Consider the following 22,215-nt stretch of genomic DNA (forward strand, 5'->3'; position numbering starts at 1 on the left):
GCAAGGCCATCTTCAATGTTTTTCTCAGTTGGGTTTGGCTGTACACCATCATAGATAACAAAATCTAAGTTATGAGCTTTTAGCTCATCTGTTAGCTTGCTAACTAAACCCACTTCAACTAATACACCGTCAGTGACGATTAGGGCTTTTTGCAGCTCTTTTGATGCAAGTTCAGCACCTAGAGATTGAATAGCGTTAGGACCCATTAGTGTTACAGGTGGCATGTAGAATACATTGCTCATAATGAAGCTCCGTTAATATTTATTAATTTATGTTGGCTTACCGCATGTGCCATAAGCCGAAATTTTTTATAGAGATTGAAATAGCAAAGTGAGTGTTACCGACACCACATCTTTATTGTTATTTATTGTTATTGGTGGTGTTGATGTCGATGTAGTCATCTTCTCATTTACTGAAACATAAACAATAGACTCAAAAAGCAAATTACTATTACACATACGTAATAATCATATTGAGCGCATTGGCTGCTGCTGTCTGTGGTTATTTATCTGCCGCTGATAGCAATTTTTCAGCAAAGCTTAAGTGCGCTTTAGGTTGGGTAAATACCACACCTGAGTGTGAACGCTCTGCGGTACCTTGCTTTTGGTAGTGTCCAGCATTTAGGCTATTAACGGCTGCTTTTTCAAACTGTACATTACCTGTGAAGGCACCATCTTTTGCTGATGCGTTGTAAGACATAGCGATAATAGCGGTGGCGATGGCTGCTTTAATAACTGTTTTCATGAGTAATAAAACCTTGTGTATTGATATTTGTGAACGCCTTGTGCGTTTCGATGGGGTTATTATCAATAATTACACCAAAAACAACAATACCATTAAAACACAAAAGATTATTACTTCTTGGGAATAATCATAGAAGGCAGAGGCGAGAGTTCGAGGTTACGAGAGTTCGAGGTATTAGGGTTGAGGAGCGAGGGACAACAAATCAGTTATCGCGACAGTAAGTCGTATATAACTAATGAACGTATAAATAGTATGCCGTGTTGCAGTGCTTCATCCTCTATCAATAAGTAAAAGACAAAAGTTTTAGAAAATTGGCTCTCTTAAATAAAAAACAACAAAATATTATAGCCATCACTGTTAATAGCCGTTACCAAAAAATAATAACTATAAAAACAGTCACTTAATAAAATATGACTATATGCTAGTAATGATGCGTGAAATACAACACCAAAATATCAATAAAAACAATGATGCTTTATAATCGTTGAAGATTGTAAATAACACATTTTGTTGCTTCCATTTTGATATACCCAAATGAAAGGCTGCGTTATTGCAGTAATGCCGTCACTTAAGCCTGAAATCGTTATAGATAAAGGCTTTTGATAATTAAAGAACCTAGCTATAGCTAGGTTCTTTGCTATCTGAGATATTTTGATTTGTATATAAAACAATCAAAATATCCTTAAGTGAACGGCAGTAGAGCTCAAGCTCGCTTTTTTATCGACATCTAATCAATTATTTTTTTAAATGTTCAGCACGCAGAGCGGCATCTGCCGCTAACCACTCTGCGACAGTTTTGGCGAAATAAGTTAACACCCCATCAGCACCTGCACGCTTAAAGCACAATAATGATTCCATTACTGTTTCACGCTCTTTAAGCCAACCATTTTGAAATGCTGCCATGTGCATTGCATATTCACCAGAGACTTGGTAAGCATAAGTCGGCACTTGCAGCTCAGATTTAACTCGACGTACCACATCTAAATAAGGCATACCTGGTTTCACCATCACCATATCGGCACCTTCACTGATATCCATTGCCACCTCATGCAATGCTTCATCACTGTTGGCAGGATCCATCTGATACGTTTTCTTATCACCACCTTTAAGGTTACCGCTTGAACCGACGGCATCACGAAACGGGCCATAGTAATTTGACGCATATTTAGCTGAGTAAGCCATAATTTGCGTATTAATATGACCCGCTTGCTCTAATGCTTCACGGATCGCGCCAATACGGCCATCCATCATATCAGAAGGGGCAATCACGTCCGCACCAGCATCAGCGTGTGATAATGCTTGTTTGATCAAAATATCAGTAGTGATGTCGTTAAGTACATAACCTTCATCATCAATAATGCCGTCTTGACCATGAATGGTAAACGGATCTAACGCCACATCGGTGATCACACCTAACTCTGGTACATGGGCTTTTAACGCGCGTACCGCAGTTTGCACTAAACCATCAACGTTATATGCTTCTTCTGCTAACTCAGACTTAAACTGTTGTGATACGACTGGAAATAATGCGATTGCAGGTACACCAAGACTGGCAATATAAGCGGCTTCTTCTAGCAATAAATCAATCGATAACCGCTCAATGCCTGGCATCGAAGCCACACTTTCACGACGCTCAGTGCCTTCAAGCACAAACATCGGATAAATAAGATCATTAACAGATAACTGGTTTTCCGCCATCAAACGACGACTAAAATCATGCTTGCGAACTCGACGCATACGACGTCCAGGAAACGCACCTTGAATAGATACAGACACGGTAAACTCCTTACAGATTAATGAATATTGATAATATCACTCACATCACGAGGGTGGGATTAAATTGCAAAAAAAGCTTGGCTTACTTGGTAAGAGTTATTGACAACTTGCGTCGTAGATTCACTACGACACTCGGCAATCACTGCGGCAATATGCGGTAAATATAACGGCTCATTACGACTCGATTTCGGCTTTGGACGATAATCTCGTGGCAATAAATATGGGCAATCGGTTTCAATCATTAACCGCTGACTAGGAATCGATTTCACAATCTGACGCAATTCTGTGCCTCGGCGTTCATCACAAATCCAACCTGTAATACCAATATGTAAATCAAGCGCTAAGCAATCATCTAACGCTTGTTGTGAGCCAGTAAAGCAATGCAATACCGCAGCGGGTAACTTATCGCGCCAGGGTTTTAAAATCGCTAAAAAACGCGCGTGAGCATCACGACAATGCATAAACACTGGCATATTTAACTCAGCCGCTAACGCTAATTGGGCTTCAAACACCGCTTCTTGTTGCGGACGCGGTGAAAAATCACGGTTAAAATCTAAGCCACACTCGCCTATCGCAACTACCTCAGGTAGCTGTGCTAAAGCACGAATTTGCGGCAGTGCTAAATCGGTTACCGATTTGGCATCATGAGGATGTACCCCTGCAGTGCTATAACAATAATTTGGCCACTGTTGAGCCAGTTGTTGAGCGGCAATACTTTCTTCAATACTGGTGCCGGTAATAACCAGTCCTTTAACACCCACGGCTTGAGCACGTGTAATAACCTCGGCACGATCTTTATCAAACCGACTATTAGTAAGGTTAACGCCAATATCTATCATTTGTTTTTCCATCAACGAGTCAATGATCATAATCAGCAGTATATCGAGCCCAGCGTTAACTGACTATCTTGAGCATGACATTATTACAGCTATAAAAAAACCGACACTAATGTCGGTTTTTTTCATCATCACAGGGCTTGTAACCCTATTGTTTGCTGATGCTCTTCACGTCTTGCTGTTCGTCATCGTCGTATTCGTCTTCATCATCTTTACGAATGTAAAAACGTGAGAAGAATAAACCGACTTCAAACAGCAGGCACATTGGTACCGCTAACAACGTCTGAGATAAAATATCAGGCGGCGTTAACAACATACCAACCACAAACGCGGCCACAATAATATATGGGCGTTTACTGCGCAACGTTTCAGGATCGGTTGCACCGGTCCAACACAACAAAATAATCGCTACAGGAATCTCAAACGCGATACCAAATGCCATAAATAACGACAATACGAAATCAAGATAACTTGAAATATCTGTTGCAACTTCTACTCCATGTGGAGCAACGCTGGTAAAGAACTTAAACACCAATGGAAACACAACAAAATAAGCAAACGCAACACCGGCATAAAACAGCAATGAGCTGGAAACCAGTAATGGCATAATAAGCTTACGTTCATGCTTGTATAAACCTGGCGCCACAAAAGCCCACAGTTGATACAAAATCATTGGTACAGCAATAAATACAGCGGTAACTAAAGTGAGTTTTATCGGTGTAAAGAAAGGTGACGCAACATCAGTTGCGATCATAGTGGCACCAATTGGCATACGTTCAACCAAAGGTGCAGCTACAAAGGCGTAAATGTCTTTCGAAAACCAAACAATACAGACAAAAACCACCAGCACGCTGATGAGAGAGCGCAGAATCCGTGTACGCAGCTCAAGTAAATGGCTGAATAACGGCTGCGAATCTTCGACAGTCGACATAGTGATGTAATTTATTCCTGCTTATTAGAAGTCGTAGCTGAGGGTTGCTCGCTTTTATCAGCATAGGGACGTTGCACATCAGAAGCGACTTTTTTAAGCTCATCAACCGACTCTTGCAATTCAGGCGCGATGTCCTTCATTCCCATTTGCTCAGCTTTTTTTAAATTGGCTTGCAGTTCCTGAATTTTCAGTTCCTGAGACAATTCATCTTTGACTGAGTTTGCCATATTACGGGCAGCGCCTATCCACTGCGACACGGTACGTATCGCAACGGGTAGACGTTCCGGCCCCAGTACTACTAATCCCACCACGGAGATCAGCACTAACTCCCAGAACCCGATATCAAACACGTCTTAAACCTGCTCTTTGTCTTTTTGACTCGTTGTTGTCTGATCAGCTGTTTGCTGCTCATCCGCAATTTTCTTTTGCTCAAAATCTGCGTCAGGTGTTTCTTTTTTCGCTGCTGGTGCTGAATCATCATCACCAATCGCTTTTTTGAAACCCTTAACGGCAGAGCCTAAGTCGCCACCCAATGTGCGTAACTTCTTAGTTCCGAACAACAGAACAATGATCAGTGCAATAATTAGCAATTGCCAGATACTGATACCACCCATGCTTATTTTACCTCAGCTTTATGTGGTTAATAACGGAGTGCGTTGGTTAAACGCAACTATAAGTATAGGCGAAACCTGAATCGATTACTTTCGACAGGCTCGCCATCCCAGCAACCAAAATACCATTCCAGCTCCAGCTGCAATAGCAGGATAGGTGGTAACATGATCACCAAAAAGTATGGCAGCACACACCATCATGGTGGCACCAATACCAAAATAAAATCTTGCCTTACCTTGGTTACGCCGACTATCCATGAAATTATCATAGAGTGTATCGAGTCGTTGGTTCATAACCTTGCCTTGGCGCAAACTGTCGTAAAGTAATTCCGGTAATTCCGGTAACTTTTCAGCCCAAAACGGTGCTTTGCTCTTTACCGCCTCAATAATGGCTTGCGGCCCAACTTGACGCGACATCCAATCTTCTAAAAATGGTTTCGCCGTCGCCCACAAATCAAGCTGCGGATACAGTTGTCGTCCAAGACCTTCTACATAAAGTAAGGTCTTTTGTAATAACACTAGCTGCGGCTGCACTTCCATATCAAATCGACGGGCGGTATTGAATAAATTCAGTAGCACATGTCCAAATGATATTTCACATAACGGCTTTTCAAAAATCGGTTCGCACACGGTACGAATAGCGACTTCAAAGGCATCAATGTTAGTGTCAGCAGGCACCCAGCCGGAATCAACATGTAATTCAGCAACCTTACGATAGTCACGATTAAAGAACGCCAACAGGTTTTCAGCTAAGTAGCGTTTATCTTCACGATTTAACGTTCCAACAATACCACAGTCCAGCGCAATCCATTGTGGATCATGTGGGTGCTCATACGAAACAAAAATATTCCCTGGGTGCATATCTGCGTGAAAGAAACTATCACGGAATACCTGCGTAAAAAATATATTTACCGCATTTTCCGATAATAATTTCAAATCTGTGCCATTGGCTTTTAATGCTTCAATGTCTGAAACCTGAATACCATATATGCGTTCCATGACAAGCAGATTAACACTGCTATAATCAGTGAACACTTCTGGCACGTACAGCGAATCATCACCCTCAAAATTACGTCGAAGTTGAATGCCATTCGCCGCTTCACGCATTAAATCCAGTTCATCAAGTAAGGTTTTTTCATACTCCCTTACCACTTCAACTGGGCGTAAGCGCCGCGCTTGTGGTTGTAGCCGAGAAACTATCTCGGCCATCCTGTACATCAGCTTAATATCAGCTTCAATGATCGGCTTAATATCAGGTCGAATAACTTTAAATACGATTTCACGACCATTTTCTTTCATGGTTGCGGTATGCACTTGAGCAATTGACGCTGATGCTAACGCAACTTCATCAAAATCATCAAACCATTGCTCAATCGGGCCGCCTAATGACGCCTCAATGGTTTGCTTGGCTAGCTGGCCATCAAATGGCGCTACCTGGTCTTGTAATAATGCTAATTGATCAGCAATATGTGGCGGAAATAAATCACGTCGAGTCGACATCATTTGACCGAACTTAATCCACACCGGCCCCAGTTCTTGTAATGCTAACCGTAACCGCTCACCTAATGGCTTATCTGGGTACTCATTTTTGATCCAAACTAACGATTTACGTATTTTTTTTGGCAATTCAGAGCGTGGATCTTGTGGAATGAAATCATCCAAACCGTAACGTAGTTGCACTTCAATAATGCGGTAAAGACGTTTAATTTCACGAATAGTCATCATGGCTATTATCGCTCAAGTAGCTGATTTAATCGGGCCTCTAAACAGGCAGTAGCAGATTTCAAGTCATCAACTTGATCGGCAAAATAGGCTATTTCTAATGGTTGTGGTAATAATTTCCACTCTTCCGTTAGCGTTTGTGCTAAATTTTGCTGGCGTTTAAGCAACCGCTGCTGAATAAACTGCCCACTCGATTTCACGCTACGAACCATAGTATGAGCCACGATATCACCACTATAATGTGATAATTTCTCTTCAATATCAGGTTTTAAGCCGCTTAATAGGCTCGAAAAATGCTGCGCTAATTGTAAATCACCTTCAAGTGATAATTTATCGGCTTTAATTAACTGAGTCAGATTAGCGTGTTGACGTAATTCAGGCAGCACACTTAAGTTAAGTGCCAATTGACAATCAACGTCGCCTTCATAAGCAGCTAACACATCAATTTGTTGACTAAAAATAAAATATAACGTTTTACCAAACTCATTCAGCGTCACACTGATCACTTTGCCACGTAAACGAGATAAACGACGCTGACTATCAACGTCGTCTTTTACTAACTGATTAAGCGCCGTTTCTATCGCGCCAGTAACAAATGCATCTATTGGCATATTGGCCTCAGAACTTATAGCCACGGTGCAAAGCAACAATGCCGCCGGTTAAGTTATAATAAGAAGTCTGATCAAAGCCAGCCTCATCCATCATACCCTGCAACGTTGTTTGATCAGGGTGCATGCGAATAGATTCAGCCAAGTAACGATAGCTTTCAGCATCATTAGCAATGATTTCACCCATTTTAGGTAATAGGTGGAATGAATACGCATCATAGACTTTTGATAATGGCTCTAAAATTGGCTTAGAGAATTCCAATACCAATAAACGACCACCTGGTTTTAGTACTCGGTACATTGAGCGCAGCGCTTTTTCTTTATCGGTTACGTTACGTAAACAGAAGCTGATAGTAATACAGTCAAAGTAATCATCAGGAAACGGCAGTTCTTCAGCATTAGCTTGAACATATCCTACGTTACCCACAATGCCACTATCACGTAATTTACTGCGACCAACCTTTAGCATCGAGTTATTAATATCAGCCAGAATAACCTGGCCGCTGTCACCCACAATACGAGAAAATTTAGCAGTTAAATCACCAGTACCACCGCCTAAATCAAGAACGCGTTGACCACGGCGCACACCACTGCAGTCAATCGTAAACCGTTTCCATACGCGGTGAATACCCATCGACATTAAATCATTCATAATGTCGTACTTTGCCGCTACTGAGTGGAATACTTCAGCAACCATGGTTGCTTTTTCATCTTTGGCCACGGTACGAAAGCCAAAGTGGGTCGTGTCTTGTGTGGTGTCCGTCATGCTCAATCCGTTATGTGTCCTCGCGCTCATTTTAATGTCATTATCAAATAGCGTACGAGGATTAAATTCATTTATTCAACTGGCTTAGTGTACTTGATGGTTGTCGTTTGCTCAAAGTGGTTTACTCTTTAAGCACTATAAATCCAGCTTTGATATGGAAGTTATATGTGAAAACCCTCGAGTATCATGTAGTTGCGACTGCGATTTTTCTGCTAGCTGCGGACTAATATCACGCTTCACTTCCACCCCTAATAGCTTAAAGCTTTCCGCTTGACGAATGACATTACCACGTCCACTGGCTAACTTATTCATTGCACTATGATAACTTTGATTTGCTTTCTCCAATGACGATCCTAACCCTTCCATATCCGTCACAAATAAGCGTAATTTGTCGTACAGTTTACTCGCTCGATCGGCAATTTCCTTGGCGTTTTGATTTTGATGCTCATTACGCCATAAATTACTAATTGTTCGTAGCGCCACCAGCAATGTGGTTGGGCTAACCAACATGATGTTGAGATCCATCGCATCACGAATCAGCTTCGGATCGGCGGCAATTGCAGCTTGAAATGCCGGTTCAACCGGAATGAACATCAGCACATAATCAAGACTTTGAACGCCATGGAGTTGATGATAATCCTTGCGGCTTAGCCCTCGCATATGGGCCCGCATCGACGCAATATGTTCACTGATAGCTAATTCCCGCTCTGCTATGGTGTCAGCGTTAAAGAAGCGTTCATAGGCCACCAATGACATTTTTGCATCCACCACCACATCTTTTTGCTGCGGTAAATGCACCACCACATCGGGTTGATAACGTTTGCCGTCTTCATTTTCTAAACTAACTTGAGTTTGATATTCATGGCCCTCACGTAAACCTGATTCAGTTAACACCCGCGCAAGCACCACCTCACCCCAATTACCTTGGGCTTTATTGTCCCCTTTAAGCGCTTGAGTTAGGTTAACCGCTTCCTGCGCCATCTGTTCATTAAGCTGCTTAAGGTGATTAATTTGATGCACTAATGTATGGCGTTCACGTGACTCTTGGGTGAAGTTGTCATTAACCTGCTTTTTGAAACCTTCAAGTTGCTCTTTAAGTGGACTCAACAAGTTTTGTAAGCTGATCTTATTCTGCTCATCCACCGTTCGAGTCTTCTGTTCAAATAAGCGATTAGCTAAACTTTCAAACTGAATACGCAAACGTTCTTCTGCATTTTCTAGTAGTTTAATTTTTTCATCAGCTGCTTTTTGTTCTTCAAAATGACGTGCATCTTGTTCACGTATATCTGCCTCTAAACGGGCATTAATCACCCGTGAATTATCTAACTGTTCAAATAAATACTGTTTTTCATTTTGAAGCGCTTCAAAGTGACGCATTTTTTCAACTGCAGCCGATAAATTACCGTGTAATTGGCGGATTTCATGCGTCAAACGGTCGCGTTCATCATCCATTTGTTCAAGCTCTTGATTACGTTCATCAAGTTGTTGTTGCAATTGCTGCTCGCGGGCTTGTAATAAACGAATATCAGCTTGCGCTTGCTGCTGATGCAGTTGCAATATTTGTGCAAAACGTCCCTTTAACCATAGCGTGGTGATCACACTCGCCACTGTGGCCGCAGAAGCTGCCGCCAGCAGTGAAATAACACTGCCACTTAACCATTCCGTCATATTAAATACTCTACAAAAGCCACCGAATCCATTTCTGTTGTAAGGCTAAGTCGATACTGGATCAATGTCCAGTTCAGTGGTTTTTATTGATATTGTTATCACTGTTTTTATTCAACGCTTGTGTCTATTTATGCGTCAACGATCACAGCCTTATCGTGGTTCACTAGAGCCAATTAAACTGCATCTATTACACTGCCTGCTTCATTTAAAGGAATAAATCGAGAATCTGTCATGAACGAACGTCATGCCATTGGTTATGGTCTTGCGGCGGTATTATTGTGGTCGACGGTTGCTACCGCATTTAAAATTACCCTGAATTATTTTTCACCGCCACAGATGGTAGTGATTGCGAGTCTGGTTTCAATTGTTGCGTTAATTATTATTGCAACTTACCAAGGAACACTTTGTCACTTATTTTCAACTTTTCATGCTCGGCCCTGGTATTACCTTACTTTAGGGCTTATAAACCCTTTCGCTTATTACTTAGTGTTATTTAAAGCTTACACCTTATTACCGGCGTCGCAGGCACAGCCGCTAAATTATAGCTGGGCGATTACGCTCACCCTTATGGCTGCACTCTTTTTACATCAAAAAATTCGCCGTCAAGATTGGATAGCCTGTGGCTTAGGCTATTTAGGTGTAGTGATAATTGCGACCAATGGTGATCTGCTCGCACTCCAATTTGATAGCCCGCTCGGGGTCGGATTAGCCTTATTTTCCACCTTGTTATGGGCGCTGTATTGGATCATCAATACCAAAAATAAAGCTGATCCTATATTAGGGCTATTACTGGGCTTTTTAACCTCGCTACCTTTTTCGATTGGGTTAAGTTTTTACTTGGGCGGCTGGCAATCAGTACCATGGCAAGGATGGGCTGCGGTCACTTATGTCGGTTTGTTTGAAATGGGGATCACTTTCGCTTTATGGCTCAATGCACTCCGCTTAACTGCTAATACCGCCCGTATCAGTAATTTAATCTTTATTTCACCGTTTATTTCACTACTGTTATTGGCCACCATCATTGGCGAACAAATAACAGCTTCAACTATCATCGGATTACTGTTCATTATTAGTGGATTAGTGATCCAACAATGGCGTTCAAAATCATCCCCTTCCTCTGAAGTGCAGCAGCCATAATCTAAAACACACCTAAAAATAAAGCCTGTCATCAAGACAGGCTTTGTAACAATGCACATTCAATCGCCACTAACCAATAATGGCTTAGCACTCATCGGTTGTGAGTGGTGCTTGATGCCAGCTTTTACCCCACTTTGACCACAACACCAATAATCCTGGAATCAATAACCACATTTGTAATGTCATCAACATTGGGGTTGTTAAATCAAGTCGCTGAGTCAAACTTACCATCACGCCAGCACCACTCATCTGAAACAAACCTAACAGTGCAGCAGCCGTACCTGCGCGATCGCCAAATGGCGCTAATGCTTTACCTGCCGATGAACCTAAAACAAAGGCGAACCCAAATGAACAAATGAAGATTGGCATCATAAATGCCCATGCTTGATTAATAGAACTCAGTCCCAACATCAATCCACCAGCAACCGCTAAAATAATCAGTCCGGTTTGTAATGTCACTCGTGTACCAAAACGGTCCATAAATTTTGGCGCCACCATACAAGCAGTAATATTAAGCGCAGCGTTAATTCCAAACCATAAGGTAAATTGGTTCATATCAGCCCCAAGATGACTCATTAACCACACAGGTGCTGAGGTCACATACGCTAAAATCACCGCCATCGCTAACATGCATAAACTGGCATGGTATAAAAATGTTGGTTCACGCAATACCGACCAGTAACGGCTTAAACTTAACGTTGAACCACTAATATGAGTATCTGCGGGGCGAGTTTCTTTAAACATCGTCATCACAAACATACCCGCAACCAGCGCAAACCCGGCCATAAAACTAAAATTTGAACGCCAGCCAAACTCATGGGTTAACCAAGTACCAAGTAAAGGTGCTAAAGCGGGAATAAAACAGATTGCACCATTTAAGTAACTGATCATACGGCCGCTCTTTTCTGCGCCAAAACTATCACGCACCGCAGAAAAAGCGGCAACAGAGGTCGCACAAGCACCGAAACCTTGTAATAAACGCGCTGCTAATAGCATATCTAAGCTGGCTGCCAAATATGCCATTAACGCACTAAAGCCATAAATCACAATCCCTGCTAATGCAATCGGCCGCCGCCCAAAACGATCCGCTAGCGGTCCGGCTAATAACTGCCCTAATCCTAGACTAAACATAAACCAGGTCACGGTATCTTGAACGCGTACAGCATTGACCCCAAAACTATCAGCAATAGCAGGGAAAGCGGGAAGGTAAATATCAATAGCCAATGGGCTAAACAACACTAACGTTACCATCAGGGTAATTAATTTAGTATCGGTAGAAGCGGGAGTTGACGGGGTCATATCGTGTTCCTTAAAGATGATCGCGCCAAGTCTACGATTTTAGAGATATGAATAGAAATGGTATATATTCAATAGCATTTTTCCATTTTGGAATATCACTCACAGCAGTTATCTGCCACAGCTTTCGTCACAGATAACCAGATGAGACAGAAATTCAATAAATCCCAATCAATTGACCGTTAGCTAATTGATGCCAACCAGCAAACACGCTAACGTAACCGCATCGACTTAATAATCACGCCCCATTCATAATGTGATAGTTATTTAAGTTTACAGCTTATGCCATCGTGAAGATGACGCTTTAATTAAAGGACGAAAACATGCAAGCAGCAATTTCGCAACGTGTTGAACAAATCCGTCAATGGCTCACTGATAATCAGTTAGATGCTTTATTGATCCCTCACGAAGATGAATATCTCGGTGAATACATTCCCGATCATAATGAACGTCTACACTGGTTAACTGGATTTACCGGTTCAGCGGGCGCTGCCATTATTACCCGTGATGATGCTGCTGTTTTTGTTGACGGTCGTTATGTGGTGCAAGTGCGTAAGCAAGTACCAGCAGATGTATTTCAATACTGCCACCTTATAGAACAACCACCAGTCCAATGGGCATTAGAAAATTTAGCCGCAGACAGTAAAGTTGCCATTGATGCTCGCCTACACAGTGCAGCATGGCTTAAAAATGCCACCGCCACTATTGATGGTGAGCTAGAGCTAGTACCCGTTAACGAAAACCCAATTGATGTTCTATGGCTAGACCGCCCGGCACCAGTATTGTCTGATGCCCAATTGATGGGCTTAGAATATGTCGGTCAATCAAGCACAGAAAAGCGAGAGCAAATTGCGGCACTACTTAAAAAGCAAAAAGCGGATGCTGCCTTTTTAAGTCAACTTGATAGCATTGCTTGGCTATTAAATATTCGTGGTGATGACGTTCACTGTCTACCTGTTCTGTTGTCAGCTGCCGTAATCCACAGCGATGCGTCGGTTGATTTCTATATCGATCATCACCGTCTACCAGAAGGTTTTGTCACGCACGTAGGTAACGGCGTCAATATCCGCGAGCCAGAGCAACTTGCCGCGGGTTTAGCTGCGCTTTCAGGTAAGCGGGTACAGTTTGACTCGGCGAACAGCAATGCATGGGCAGCCCAGCAACTAACAAATGCTGGCGCACAGCTAATTGAAGCTGCAAACCCAACCTTACTACCTAAAGCCACTAAAAATGCGACTGAAATGGCAGGTATGAAGGCGTGTCATATTCGTGATGGCGTGGCAATTGCAAAATTCCTCGCATGGGTTGATACACAAGTGGCAAATAGCAACCTATTAGATGAAGCTCAGTTATCCGATCAACTGTGGCAATTCCGTCAACAAGATCCAACCTGCCGTGATGTGAGTTTTGATACCATTTCAGCTTCTGCCGGTAATGCGGCAATGTGCCACTACAACCACATTGACCAACCACAACCAAGCAAGCTGCAAATGGATACGGTTTACTTGGTAGATTCAGGCGGTCAATACCCAGACGGTACGACCGATATCACCCGTACTATCGCTATTGGCAATCCTGGTGATGAAGTAAAACAAGCTTTCACATTAGTACTAAAAGGGCATATCTCATTGGCTTCAGCCCGTTTCCCGAAAGGCACAACAGGCTCACAGCTCGACGCACTCGCGCGTCAGCATCTATGGGCGCATGGCTTTGATTATGACCATGGTACAGGTCACGGAGTCGGTCACTTCTTAAGTGTTCACGAAGGTCCACAACGCATTTCTAAAGTGGCTAACCCAACCGCGCTACTGCCAGGTATGGTGTTATCTAACGAGCCAGGTTATTACCGTGCGGATGCGTTTGGTATTCGTATTGAAAACCTTGAAGCGGTAATTGAAATCGCAACCCAAGGTGATATGTCAGTAATGGGATTTGAATCTCTAACCCGTGCGCCAATTGATAAGCGCTTGATCGATCCTGCACTATTAACTGACGTCGAGCTGGCATGGCTTAACAACTATCACCAAACCGTGTTTAACGTCATCAGCCCATCGCTGACTGGTAGTGATCTTGAGTGGCTAACCCAAGCGACATCACCGCTAAGCCGCTAACTCTTCGATAACAAAAAGAAAAGCCAGTACGTGATTAACATACTGGCTTTATTTTTATCCCGAGTATGCTGGGTGCCAATCTTTCCACACCACTTCAAACCCCTGCTGCTTAACGGCTATCGCGACATCTGCCACAGAGCGTTCATCACTGATCGCAAATTGTTCTAGCTCTGGGGTGTCATCGGCGTATCCGCCCGGTTGGGTTTTAGAGCCCGCCGACATACTAGTGATCCCCAAAGGTAATACATTATCGCGAAAATGCGGTGATTCTCGAGTCGATAACGACAGCTCAACCTCAGGATTAAACAACCGATAAGCACAAATCAATTGCACCAGTTGGCGATCCGTCATCACCGATTTAGGCTCTAATCCACCAGTACATGGTCTTAAACGCGGGAATGAAATCGAGTAGCGGCTTTGCCAATAGGTTCGCTCAAGATAGGCCAAGTGACTAGCAACAAAGAAACAATCCGTGCGCCATTCTTCCATACCAATCAAAGCACCGATCCCAATCTTGTCTATTCCTGCTTTTGCTAACCGATCAGGTGTCGCTAAGCGGTATTCAAAATTGGTTTTATTGCCTCGTAAATGATGCTTCGCATAGGTTGGCGCATTATAGGTTTCTTGATACACCATCACTGCATCTAAACCAAGTTGTCGCAGCTCTTGATACTCATCTTGCTCAAGTGGCTGTACTTCCATTGCCAAATAACTGAAGTGCTGTTTAATTTGAGGGAGCACATCACGAAAATAATTCATACCGACTTTGGTTTGATGCTCGCCTGTAACCAGTAACACACTATCAAAATTTAGCGCTTTTATTGCTTCACACTCTCGCTCTATTTCTTGCTCACCCAAGGTACGACGCTTAATGCGATTTTCCATCGAAAAACCACAATAGGTACACGCATTAGCACACAGATTCGAAAGGTATAACGGCACATAAAAACTGATGGTATGGCCAAACCGCTGCCGTGTTAATATCGCAGAGCGTTGTGCCATTTGCTCTAAGTAAGATTCAGCCGCGGGTGAAATTAAGGCTTTGAAATCCTCTAGATCCAGCGTTGATTTTCCTAAAGCACGCTCAACATCGGTAGCCGTTTTAGCATAAATCGACAACCGGATATCATCCCAATCCATTTGTTGCCAAACATCCACAAAGCTCATGTTGGCTCCTTACTCGTTAAGAAATGCCGTTAATGGGCTTGATGCAATAGCATGATTGACCTTACCTGCAAGACCCGCTTCATAGGCCATACGACCACTTTCTACCGCCAATTTAAATGCACGCCCCATTGCAATCGAATCACTTGCCGCTGCGATGGCAGTATTGATCAATACCGCATCGGCACCCATTTCCATCGCTGCAGCGGCATGAGAAGGCGCACCAATGCCCGCATCGATCACCACCGGCACTTGCGCCTGATCGATAATAATCCGTAGAAAATCACGTGAAACTAAGCCTTTATTCGATCCAATCGGCGCACCTAACGGCATCACGGCAGCGCAACCCACCTCTTCTAATCGCTTACAAAGCACAGGATCGGCATGACAGTAAGGCAGTACCACAAAGCCTTCTTTTACCAACTGCTCAGCCGCTTTTAATGTTTCAATCGGATCTGGCATCAGGTATTTCGAATCAGGGTGAATTTCTAATTTTAGCCAACTCGTCCCCAATGCTTCTCTGGCTAACTGCGCAGCAAAGATGGCTTCTTTAGCATTTTTCGCCCCTGACGTATTAGGCAGTAAATTCACTCCAGCTTGGATCAGTGGCGCTAAGATATCGTCATCACGCTCAGCAATATTGACCCGCTTTAGTGCCATGGTCACGAGTTCAGAGCCTGTCGCTAAAATCGATTCAGCCATGACATCTCGATTGGCGTACTTACCCGTTCCGGTAAACAATCGCGATGTGAATGTTTTATTCGCAATGGTCAACATATTAACCTCCTGCTATTGCTTGAAATAACGCGATCTGATCGCCATCAGCAATGACGGTTGTCGACCACTCACTGGCTGCAACAATACGCTGATTTATCGCGACCGCTGTACCTTGTATGGGTAAATCTAACTGCATAACAAATTGATTAATGGTTTGCTCAGGCTCGCAAGACATAGATTCATCGTTCAGCCAGATAGTTATCTTGGTAGCCATTTACACAACCTCCCTTTGCTCTTGCAGACCACACACAGGGCAAGCAGAATCAGCATCAACTGATACCTGCTGCCATTTTCCTGTTAAGCCATTAAATTGCTGCAGCAAACCAAACCCGACCTCACCAACATCTATGATAGTTTTAATCGCATTTAACGCTTGTAACGTGCCAATAGTCCCTACAACAGGTCCCATCACGCCGTTACTACGACAATTTTGATCTTGTGGCGGCGTTTCAGCACTTAATGGAAACACACATTGATAACACGGCGAGGTCTGCCTGAAATCAAACGCCAGTAACTGTCCTTGCCAACCTATCGACGCACCGGTAATCAATGGTGTTTGATGCTGATAACATGCTTGATTAACCGCATAACGGGTAACCCAGTTGTCACTGCAATCAAGCACGATATCCGCTTGTTGAACTTCGATCTCAAGTTGAAGCCCTGCTAATTTTGCTTGAACCGCTCGCGTGCGAATTAATGGATTGAGTGCATTGAGCTGCTGGCATGCTGCAACTGCTTTGCTGTGAGTAATATCAGCTTCACGGTAAATCACCTGCCGTTGTAGGTTAGAGATTTCAACTTCATCATCATCAGCAATCACCACTAAACCAACCCCCGCAGCGGCTAAATACATCGCCGCCGCAGAGCCTAAGCCACCGGCACCGACAATCAACACCTGCGCTTGAGTTAATGCAACCTGCCCTAATTCACCAACTTCAGTTACCATTATTTGGCGGCTGTAGCGCACAAAAGCGCGATCACAGAGCGCTAATTGAATCATCACTAAATGCTCCTCCAGCTTGATTCTCAACATTAGCAACCAAGATGTTATTTAGTTCTGCTATTGCAGCCTCTGGATCATTAGCCTGAGTGATCGCACTAACAACCGCCACCGCAGTTACTCCAGTGCGCCACACTTTAGCTGCTCGCTCAATTGTTATTCCACCAATAGCGACGGTAGGACATCGTTCACCAATCAGTTTTTGGTACAGTGCTAATCTGCTCACCCCTTGCGGCAAAGACGGCATCTCTTTGGTCGAGGTAGCAAAAATATGTCCCAATGCGATGTAGCTCGGTTGATATTCTAAAGCGCGTAAAATCTCATAATAACCGTGGGTTGATATTCCTAATCGTAACCCTGCCTGTTGAATAGCGACCAGATCTGCACTGTCTAAATCCTCTTGCCCAAGGTGAACCCCATAAGCATGATGCTTAATCGCCAGCGGCCAATAATCATTGATAAAGACTTGGGCTTGGTGCGCAGCTCCCGCCACAACCGCTTGCTGAATTTGTTGCTCTAACCCAGATTGATGGAGGTTTTTAATTCGTAATTGAGTGGTTGTTACACCAAGTTTTAATACGCGCTCAACCCAGTTGACGCTATCAACCACCGGGTAAAGTCCCAATTTAGTACGATCTAAACTTGCAAACGGTGCCAGCGTATTATCATTACTGTGACAGCCAAATTGTTCTAATTCAGACTCATGGCTTACTACCGCACGTGGAAAAACCTTTGCTGTTGTCGGCCACACTAATTCACCTTGCGCTCGACAATTATGATCCTGATAACTACGAGCATGCGCACGTGCTAAGACCAAGGCATCATCAATAGGATAATCCAGCGCCAATGCCACCAACAACATTGCTCGTTGAGCCTCACTAGCACCACTATGATGGCAATAGGTTGCTCTTGCTTGGCCTTGATGGTGCCAAAGGTCAAAACACCCATCAGTAGTTGGATAACCACACAATATCAAACTCGAATCAGTAGCAACTTTATCGCGTAATACCTCAAGCTCATCAAAAGGTGCTAACCACTGATCGCGCACTTGATACGTAGGTTGTAAGTCGCCGTTCTCTGCTGCAATAAAGTTAAATGCTAATGAACACTCTTTAGTTGCTGTTTTAATCTTTATTAACTGTTCATTATTAATTGTGACATTCACTTCATCGCCAAGTTGGTATAGCTGAGCTGGCACTAATAGCGGCTCAATATGCATTAATAATGGCATTAAGTGCTGGGGTAACGATAAGGTATTCATTGATTAGCCCTCTTGAGCAGGATGATATAATTCACTGCCTCGAGCACGAAATTCTGCCGCTTTCTGCTGCATTCCATCACTGACATTATCAGTAAGAGTAATGTCTATTTGCTGCAACTCTTTCGCGTAATCACGAACCTCTTGAGAGATCTTCATTGAACAAAACTTAGGGCCACACATTGAGCAGAAATGGGCCACTTTGCCAGACTCTTGTGGCAAGGTTTGATCGTGATAATCTCGAGCAGTTTGTGGATCAAGGCCAAGGTTAAACTGATCTTCCCAGCGAAATTCAAACCGTGCTTTAGACAAAGCATTATCACGAACTTGAGCACCAGGATGGCCTTTGGCTAAGTCTGCCGCATGCGCACACAGCTTGTACGTGATCAAGCCGACTTTTACATCATCTTTATTTGGTAACCCCAAGTGCTCTTTAGGTGTGACATAACACAACATTGCACAGCCATACCAGCCAATCATCGCCGCACCAATACCAGAAGTAATATGATCATAACCCGGTGCAATATCGGTTGTTAAAGGCCCTAAAGTATAAAATGGCGCTTCATGACAATGTTTAAGTTGCTCATCCATATTGGCTTTAATCATATGCATCGGCACATGTCCTGGGCCTTCAATCATCACCTGAACATCATATTCCCACGCTATTTTGGTCAATTCACCTAATGTGCGTAACTCACTAAACTGCGCTTCATCATTAGCATCAGCAATAGAGCCCGGACGTAGACCATCGCCCAATGACAGCGAAATATCATATTGAGCACAAATCTCACAAATCTCGCGGAAGTGCTCATACAAGAAACTTTCTTTATGATGGGCTAAACACCATTTCGCCATAATTGACCCACCACGAGAAACAATACCAGTGACCCGCTTCGCCGTCATAGGTACATAGCGAAGTAACACACCAGCATGAATGGTGAAGTAATCAACACCTTGCTCTGCTTGCTCTAATAGCGTGTCGCGGAACACTTCCCAGTTTAGGTTCTCTGCGATACCATTTACTTTCTCAAGTGCTTGGTACATAGGTACCGTACCAATTGGCACCGGACTATTACGAATGATCCACTCACGCGTCTCATGAATATTACGTCCAGTTGATAAGTCCATTACCGTATCGCCACCCCAACGAGTAGACCAAACCAGCTTTTCAACTTCTTCTTCAATCGAAGAGCTAACAGCAGAGTTACCAATATTGGCGTTAACTTTGACTAGAAAATTTCGACCAATGATCATTGGCTCAACTTCGGGATGATTAATATTGGCAGGAATAATCGCTCGGCCTTCTGCCACTTCCTGACGCACAAATTCAGCCGTAATTTGCGCGGGAAGGTTAGCGCCAAAGCTCATGCCTGAATGCTGTTGGTTTAGAACTTCATCATCATAGTGCGCGCGTCCCATATTTTCACGAATCGCAATATATTCCATTTCTGGAGTAATAATACCTTGGCGAGCATAATGCAGTTGGGTTACACAATGATTCAATTTCGCGCGTCGAATCGGTGCTCGATGGGAAAAGCGCAACGCATTTAACGTTTCATCATTTAAGCGCTCATGAGCATAATCAGAACTAACCTCAGCCAATAACTCGGTATCGTTACGTTCCGTAATCCAATTTTGACGGACTGTTGGCAACCCGCGATAAATATCTATTGGCTGCTCAGGATCGGTATAAAAACCGGAAGTGTCATAAACTCGTATTGGTTGGTTGGATTCAAAAACAGGGGTTTGTTTCGGACCGCTGACCAAACTATCAGCGAGGGTAATTTCACGCATTGGCACTAAAATATCAGTGCGACTACCGCTGACATACACTTTGTGGGAATTAGGGAAAGGTTGAGCCGTTAATGACTCGATAAATTGTTTCGCTTCCAATCTCGCTTGTTTGCGATTCGACACAGCAATTTCCTTTTAATATAGTAGGGAAAAGTGCTTGGCAGATGGGCGTAAACAAGAGCTATGCAGCATATTGTGCACAATCAAATACGTATAGTGATCCCTGAAAACGGATATATAGTAAAGATAACCTCTTGTTCCCTTCGCAGGTATTAGCCTGATCAGGTTCAACGGATCCCGCAATGCGGTCTCAGCCATATGGCACTCCGACAAGTAAGAGATTAAGTATAAAGACTCCAGCGATTACTACAAGTCTTTAACCGAAGCAATCAACAGACAGTGACAGACAGCAAAAAGCCGTGCAATAACACGGCTTTTATTTCATTTGAACAACCATAATGATTATTGTGAAATGAGTACATCACACTTAAGATGTTTTGCTAATGTTTCACTCACATCACCAAAAATATGTAGACTCGATTTGTGATAACCTGTGATAACTAACTTCGCTTCTACCTTTTCCGCAAGCTGTTCTAGATGTTTAGCAATATCACCATTCGCAATATGTAGCCCTGCAACAGGATAAGATGAAGCTGCTGCCAATTCAGATAATTGTGACATGCGTTGTTTAGCAATAGCGTCATGCTCTTCTTGCAATTCAATTTCAACATCAATAAAGCTCACATTACCCACACCTGGCTCAACATAAGCAATATGCAGTTCAGCGTGATTTTGCTCAGCAATAACGCCAGCTTTAACCATTAATTTATGTGCGTATTTATCTTCAGGATTAACAGCAAGTAAGATTGTTTGGTATAGCGACATAGCTTATCTCCGTGAGCCTACGCTCAATAGTAAATTTGTTTGTTATGATTATGATGCTATAAATGTAGCTATACAACCAACTATGTGTCGACATTTTAATATACGCTTAAATCAATGATTGCAATTATCGAGACTGCCAACTAACTCCACAAGCGATTATTATGACGGCTTTTAATCATTACCTTTAACTGAAACGAGATACCAATGAGCCAATATCTATTACTAGGATTCATCGCAATTGGTGGTGCATTCGGCGCCTGCTCACGATACTTAATTTCTGAGCTTTGCGTTATTTTATTTGGCCGTGGCTTCCCATACGGAACATTAACCGTCAATATTATTGGTTCGCTAATTATGGGACTATTAATGTCGGGGCTAAATCAAGGAATGATAGAAGCGGCGCCATGGCGTCCAATGATAGGCTTAGGCTTTCTTGGTGCACTAACCACTTTCTCTACCTTTTCAATGGATAACATTGTAATGATGCAGCAAGGTGAGTTTATCAAAGCTGGCTTAAATATCGTTCTTAACGTAACAGTCAGTCTGTTTGCTTGTTATATTGGCTATCAACTAATGATGAAAAGCTAAGAAACATTCAAATATATAACCGCCGTAAGGCGGTTTTTTTCATCTAAAGAAATGCAGGAAATGCAGGAAATGCAGGAAATGCAGGAAATGCAGGAAATGCAGGAAATAATATATCAAACTTAATCTATATGATTATTTTTTCGTTAGAAACGAAAAAAGGCCATCCTTACGGATGGCCTTTTAAAATTTGAAGCCTGGCGATGTCCTACTCTCACATGGGGAGACCCCACACTACCATCGGCGCTATTACGTTTCACTGCTGAGTTCGGCATGGGATCAGGTGGGTCCATAACGCTATGGTCGCCAAGCAAATTCGGTTTATTTATCGCCGCTAGGCAATAAATAGCAATCTGGGAAAATCTAACTAGTTGTTCTCAACACGTCATTCAAGTGTTTGTAGAGTCCGTCTCTTCTCTTTTGAGAAGAAAAACCCCTTGGGTGTTGTATGGTTAAGCCTCACGGGCAATTAGTATCAGTTAGCTCAATGCCTCGCAGCACTTACACACCTGACCTATCAACGTTGTAGTCTTCAACAACCCTTTA

The 22,215-nt window shown here is 43.1% G+C and carries 22 protein-coding genes, 2 rRNA genes and 1 riboswitch; of the genes, 3 read left to right on the forward strand and 21 right to left on the reverse strand.

Annotated elements, in window-relative coordinates:
* The 11 genes from PMAL9190_RS19195 to rmuC all read right to left on the reverse strand — a co-directional run.
* Positions 1-242: iron-containing alcohol dehydrogenase (locus tag PMAL9190_RS19195; protein WP_144384382.1), on the reverse strand; the 242-nt coding region annotated here is incomplete at its 3' end.
* A 259-nt stretch (positions 243-501) separates the two neighbouring features.
* Positions 502-744 carry a hypothetical protein gene (locus PMAL9190_RS19200; RefSeq protein ID WP_087845491.1) on the reverse strand — a complete coding sequence of 81 codons (243 nt, stop codon included), beginning with the start codon at positions 742-744 and terminating at the stop codon, positions 502-504.
* A gap of 735 nt (positions 745-1,479) precedes the next feature.
* Positions 1,480-2,520 carry a porphobilinogen synthase gene (gene hemB, locus PMAL9190_RS19205; RefSeq protein WP_065168416.1) on the reverse strand — a complete coding sequence of 347 codons (1,041 nt, stop codon included), beginning with the start codon at positions 2,518-2,520 and terminating at the stop codon, positions 1,480-1,482.
* 59 nt (positions 2,521-2,579) lie between these two features.
* The gene (locus PMAL9190_RS19210) at positions 2,580-3,359 is read right to left on the reverse strand and encodes a TatD family hydrolase (RefSeq protein WP_200813448.1); all 780 of its coding nucleotides are present in this window, start codon (positions 3,357-3,359) and stop codon (positions 2,580-2,582) included.
* Between the two features lie 145 nt (positions 3,360-3,504).
* On the reverse strand, positions 3,505-4,287 hold the full coding sequence (gene tatC / locus PMAL9190_RS19215; protein WP_087846886.1) for a twin-arginine translocase subunit TatC: 783 nt from the start codon (positions 4,285-4,287) through the stop codon (positions 3,505-3,507).
* Between the two features lie 11 nt (positions 4,288-4,298).
* Entirely contained in the window at positions 4,299-4,637 is a 339-nt protein-coding gene (tatB, locus tag PMAL9190_RS19220) for a Sec-independent protein translocase protein TatB (protein WP_065168413.1), read from the reverse strand.
* A gap of 3 nt (positions 4,638-4,640) precedes the next feature.
* Complete coding sequence (gene tatA / locus PMAL9190_RS19225; RefSeq protein ID WP_087846888.1) at positions 4,641-4,901, reverse strand: Sec-independent protein translocase subunit TatA; 261 nt, start codon at positions 4,899-4,901, stop codon at positions 4,641-4,643.
* Between the two features lie 84 nt (positions 4,902-4,985).
* A complete protein-coding gene (ubiB, locus tag PMAL9190_RS19230; protein WP_200813447.1) occupies positions 4,986-6,623 on the reverse strand; it encodes a ubiquinone biosynthesis regulatory protein kinase UbiB in 1,638 nt (545 codons plus the stop codon).
* 5 nt (positions 6,624-6,628) lie between these two features.
* Entirely contained in the window at positions 6,629-7,231 is a 603-nt protein-coding gene (locus PMAL9190_RS19235; protein WP_087846889.1) for a ubiquinone biosynthesis accessory factor UbiJ, read from the reverse strand.
* A 7-nt stretch (positions 7,232-7,238) separates the two neighbouring features.
* Positions 7,239-7,994: a bifunctional demethylmenaquinone methyltransferase/2-methoxy-6-polyprenyl-1,4-benzoquinol methylase UbiE gene (ubiE, locus tag PMAL9190_RS19240; protein WP_087846891.1), complete on the reverse strand. Its 756-nt coding sequence runs from the start codon at positions 7,992-7,994 to the stop codon at positions 7,239-7,241.
* A gap of 135 nt (positions 7,995-8,129) precedes the next feature.
* Positions 8,130-9,662 (reverse strand): DNA recombination protein RmuC, encoded by a 1,533-nt coding sequence (gene rmuC, locus PMAL9190_RS19245; RefSeq protein ID WP_087846893.1) that lies wholly within the window; start codon positions 9,660-9,662, stop codon positions 8,130-8,132.
* A gap of 231 nt (positions 9,663-9,893) precedes the next feature.
* Between rmuC and PMAL9190_RS19250 the strand changes: the two genes are divergently transcribed.
* A complete protein-coding gene (locus tag PMAL9190_RS19250; RefSeq protein WP_087846895.1) occupies positions 9,894-10,799 on the forward strand; it encodes a DMT family transporter in 906 nt (301 codons plus the stop codon).
* A gap of 84 nt (positions 10,800-10,883) precedes the next feature.
* Here PMAL9190_RS19250 and PMAL9190_RS19255 read toward each other — a convergent pair whose 3' ends face one another.
* Positions 10,884-12,098 (reverse strand): multidrug effflux MFS transporter, encoded by a 1,215-nt coding sequence (locus PMAL9190_RS19255; RefSeq protein WP_087846897.1) that lies wholly within the window; start codon positions 12,096-12,098, stop codon positions 10,884-10,886.
* Positions 12,099-12,418: 320 nt separating this feature from the next.
* Here PMAL9190_RS19255 and PMAL9190_RS19260 point away from each other — a divergent pair, with 320 nt between their 5' ends.
* On the forward strand, positions 12,419-14,206 hold the full coding sequence (locus PMAL9190_RS19260; protein ID WP_087846899.1) for an aminopeptidase P family protein: 1,788 nt from the start codon (positions 12,419-12,421) through the stop codon (positions 14,204-14,206).
* Positions 14,207-14,260: 54 nt separating this feature from the next.
* Here PMAL9190_RS19260 and thiH read toward each other — a convergent pair whose 3' ends face one another.
* The 7 genes from thiH to PMAL9190_RS19295 all read right to left on the reverse strand — a co-directional run bounded on the left by thiH (position 14,261) and on the right by PMAL9190_RS19295 (position 21,084).
* The gene (gene thiH / locus PMAL9190_RS19265; RefSeq protein WP_087846901.1) at positions 14,261-15,373 is read right to left on the reverse strand and encodes a 2-iminoacetate synthase ThiH; all 1,113 of its coding nucleotides are present in this window, start codon (positions 15,371-15,373) and stop codon (positions 14,261-14,263) included.
* Positions 15,374-15,382: 9 nt separating this feature from the next.
* The gene (locus PMAL9190_RS19270) at positions 15,383-16,147 is read right to left on the reverse strand and encodes a thiazole synthase (RefSeq protein ID WP_087846903.1); all 765 of its coding nucleotides are present in this window, start codon (positions 16,145-16,147) and stop codon (positions 15,383-15,385) included.
* A 1-nt stretch (position 16,148) separates the two neighbouring features.
* On the reverse strand, positions 16,149-16,361 hold the full coding sequence (gene thiS / locus PMAL9190_RS19275; RefSeq protein ID WP_087846904.1) for a sulfur carrier protein ThiS: 213 nt from the start codon (positions 16,359-16,361) through the stop codon (positions 16,149-16,151).
* The gene (locus PMAL9190_RS19280; protein WP_087846906.1) at positions 16,362-17,147 is read right to left on the reverse strand and encodes a HesA/MoeB/ThiF family protein; all 786 of its coding nucleotides are present in this window, start codon (positions 17,145-17,147) and stop codon (positions 16,362-16,364) included.
* Positions 17,125-18,408: a thiamine phosphate synthase gene (gene thiE / locus PMAL9190_RS19285; RefSeq protein WP_087846908.1), complete on the reverse strand. Its 1,284-nt coding sequence runs from the start codon at positions 18,406-18,408 to the stop codon at positions 17,125-17,127. The genes PMAL9190_RS19280 and thiE overlap by 23 nt, the downstream gene beginning before the upstream one ends.
* A gap of 3 nt (positions 18,409-18,411) precedes the next feature.
* On the reverse strand, positions 18,412-20,322 hold the full coding sequence (gene thiC / locus PMAL9190_RS19290) for a phosphomethylpyrimidine synthase ThiC (protein WP_087846910.1): 1,911 nt from the start codon (positions 20,320-20,322) through the stop codon (positions 18,412-18,414).
* A gap of 118 nt (positions 20,323-20,440) precedes the next feature.
* Positions 20,441-20,538, reverse strand: a riboswitch (TPP riboswitch).
* A 123-nt stretch (positions 20,539-20,661) separates the two neighbouring features.
* On the reverse strand, positions 20,662-21,084 hold the full coding sequence (locus PMAL9190_RS19295) for a universal stress protein (RefSeq protein WP_060998645.1): 423 nt from the start codon (positions 21,082-21,084) through the stop codon (positions 20,662-20,664).
* 204 nt (positions 21,085-21,288) lie between these two features.
* Here PMAL9190_RS19295 and crcB point away from each other — a divergent pair, with 204 nt between their 5' ends.
* Complete coding sequence (crcB, locus tag PMAL9190_RS19300) at positions 21,289-21,672, forward strand: fluoride efflux transporter CrcB (RefSeq protein WP_036788490.1); 384 nt, start codon at positions 21,289-21,291, stop codon at positions 21,670-21,672.
* Between the two features lie 192 nt (positions 21,673-21,864).
* On the opposite strand, the gene rrf is transcribed toward crcB, so the two are convergent.
* Positions 21,865-21,980, reverse strand: a 5S ribosomal RNA gene (rrf, locus tag PMAL9190_RS19305).
* Positions 21,981-22,117: 137 nt separating this feature from the next.
* A 23S ribosomal RNA gene (locus PMAL9190_RS19310) occupies positions 22,118-22,215 on the reverse strand; the annotation flags it as partial.

It is taken from the genome of Photobacterium malacitanum (assembly GCF_900185615.1).
GTDB lineage: Bacteria > Pseudomonadota > Gammaproteobacteria > Enterobacterales > Vibrionaceae > Photobacterium > Photobacterium malacitanum.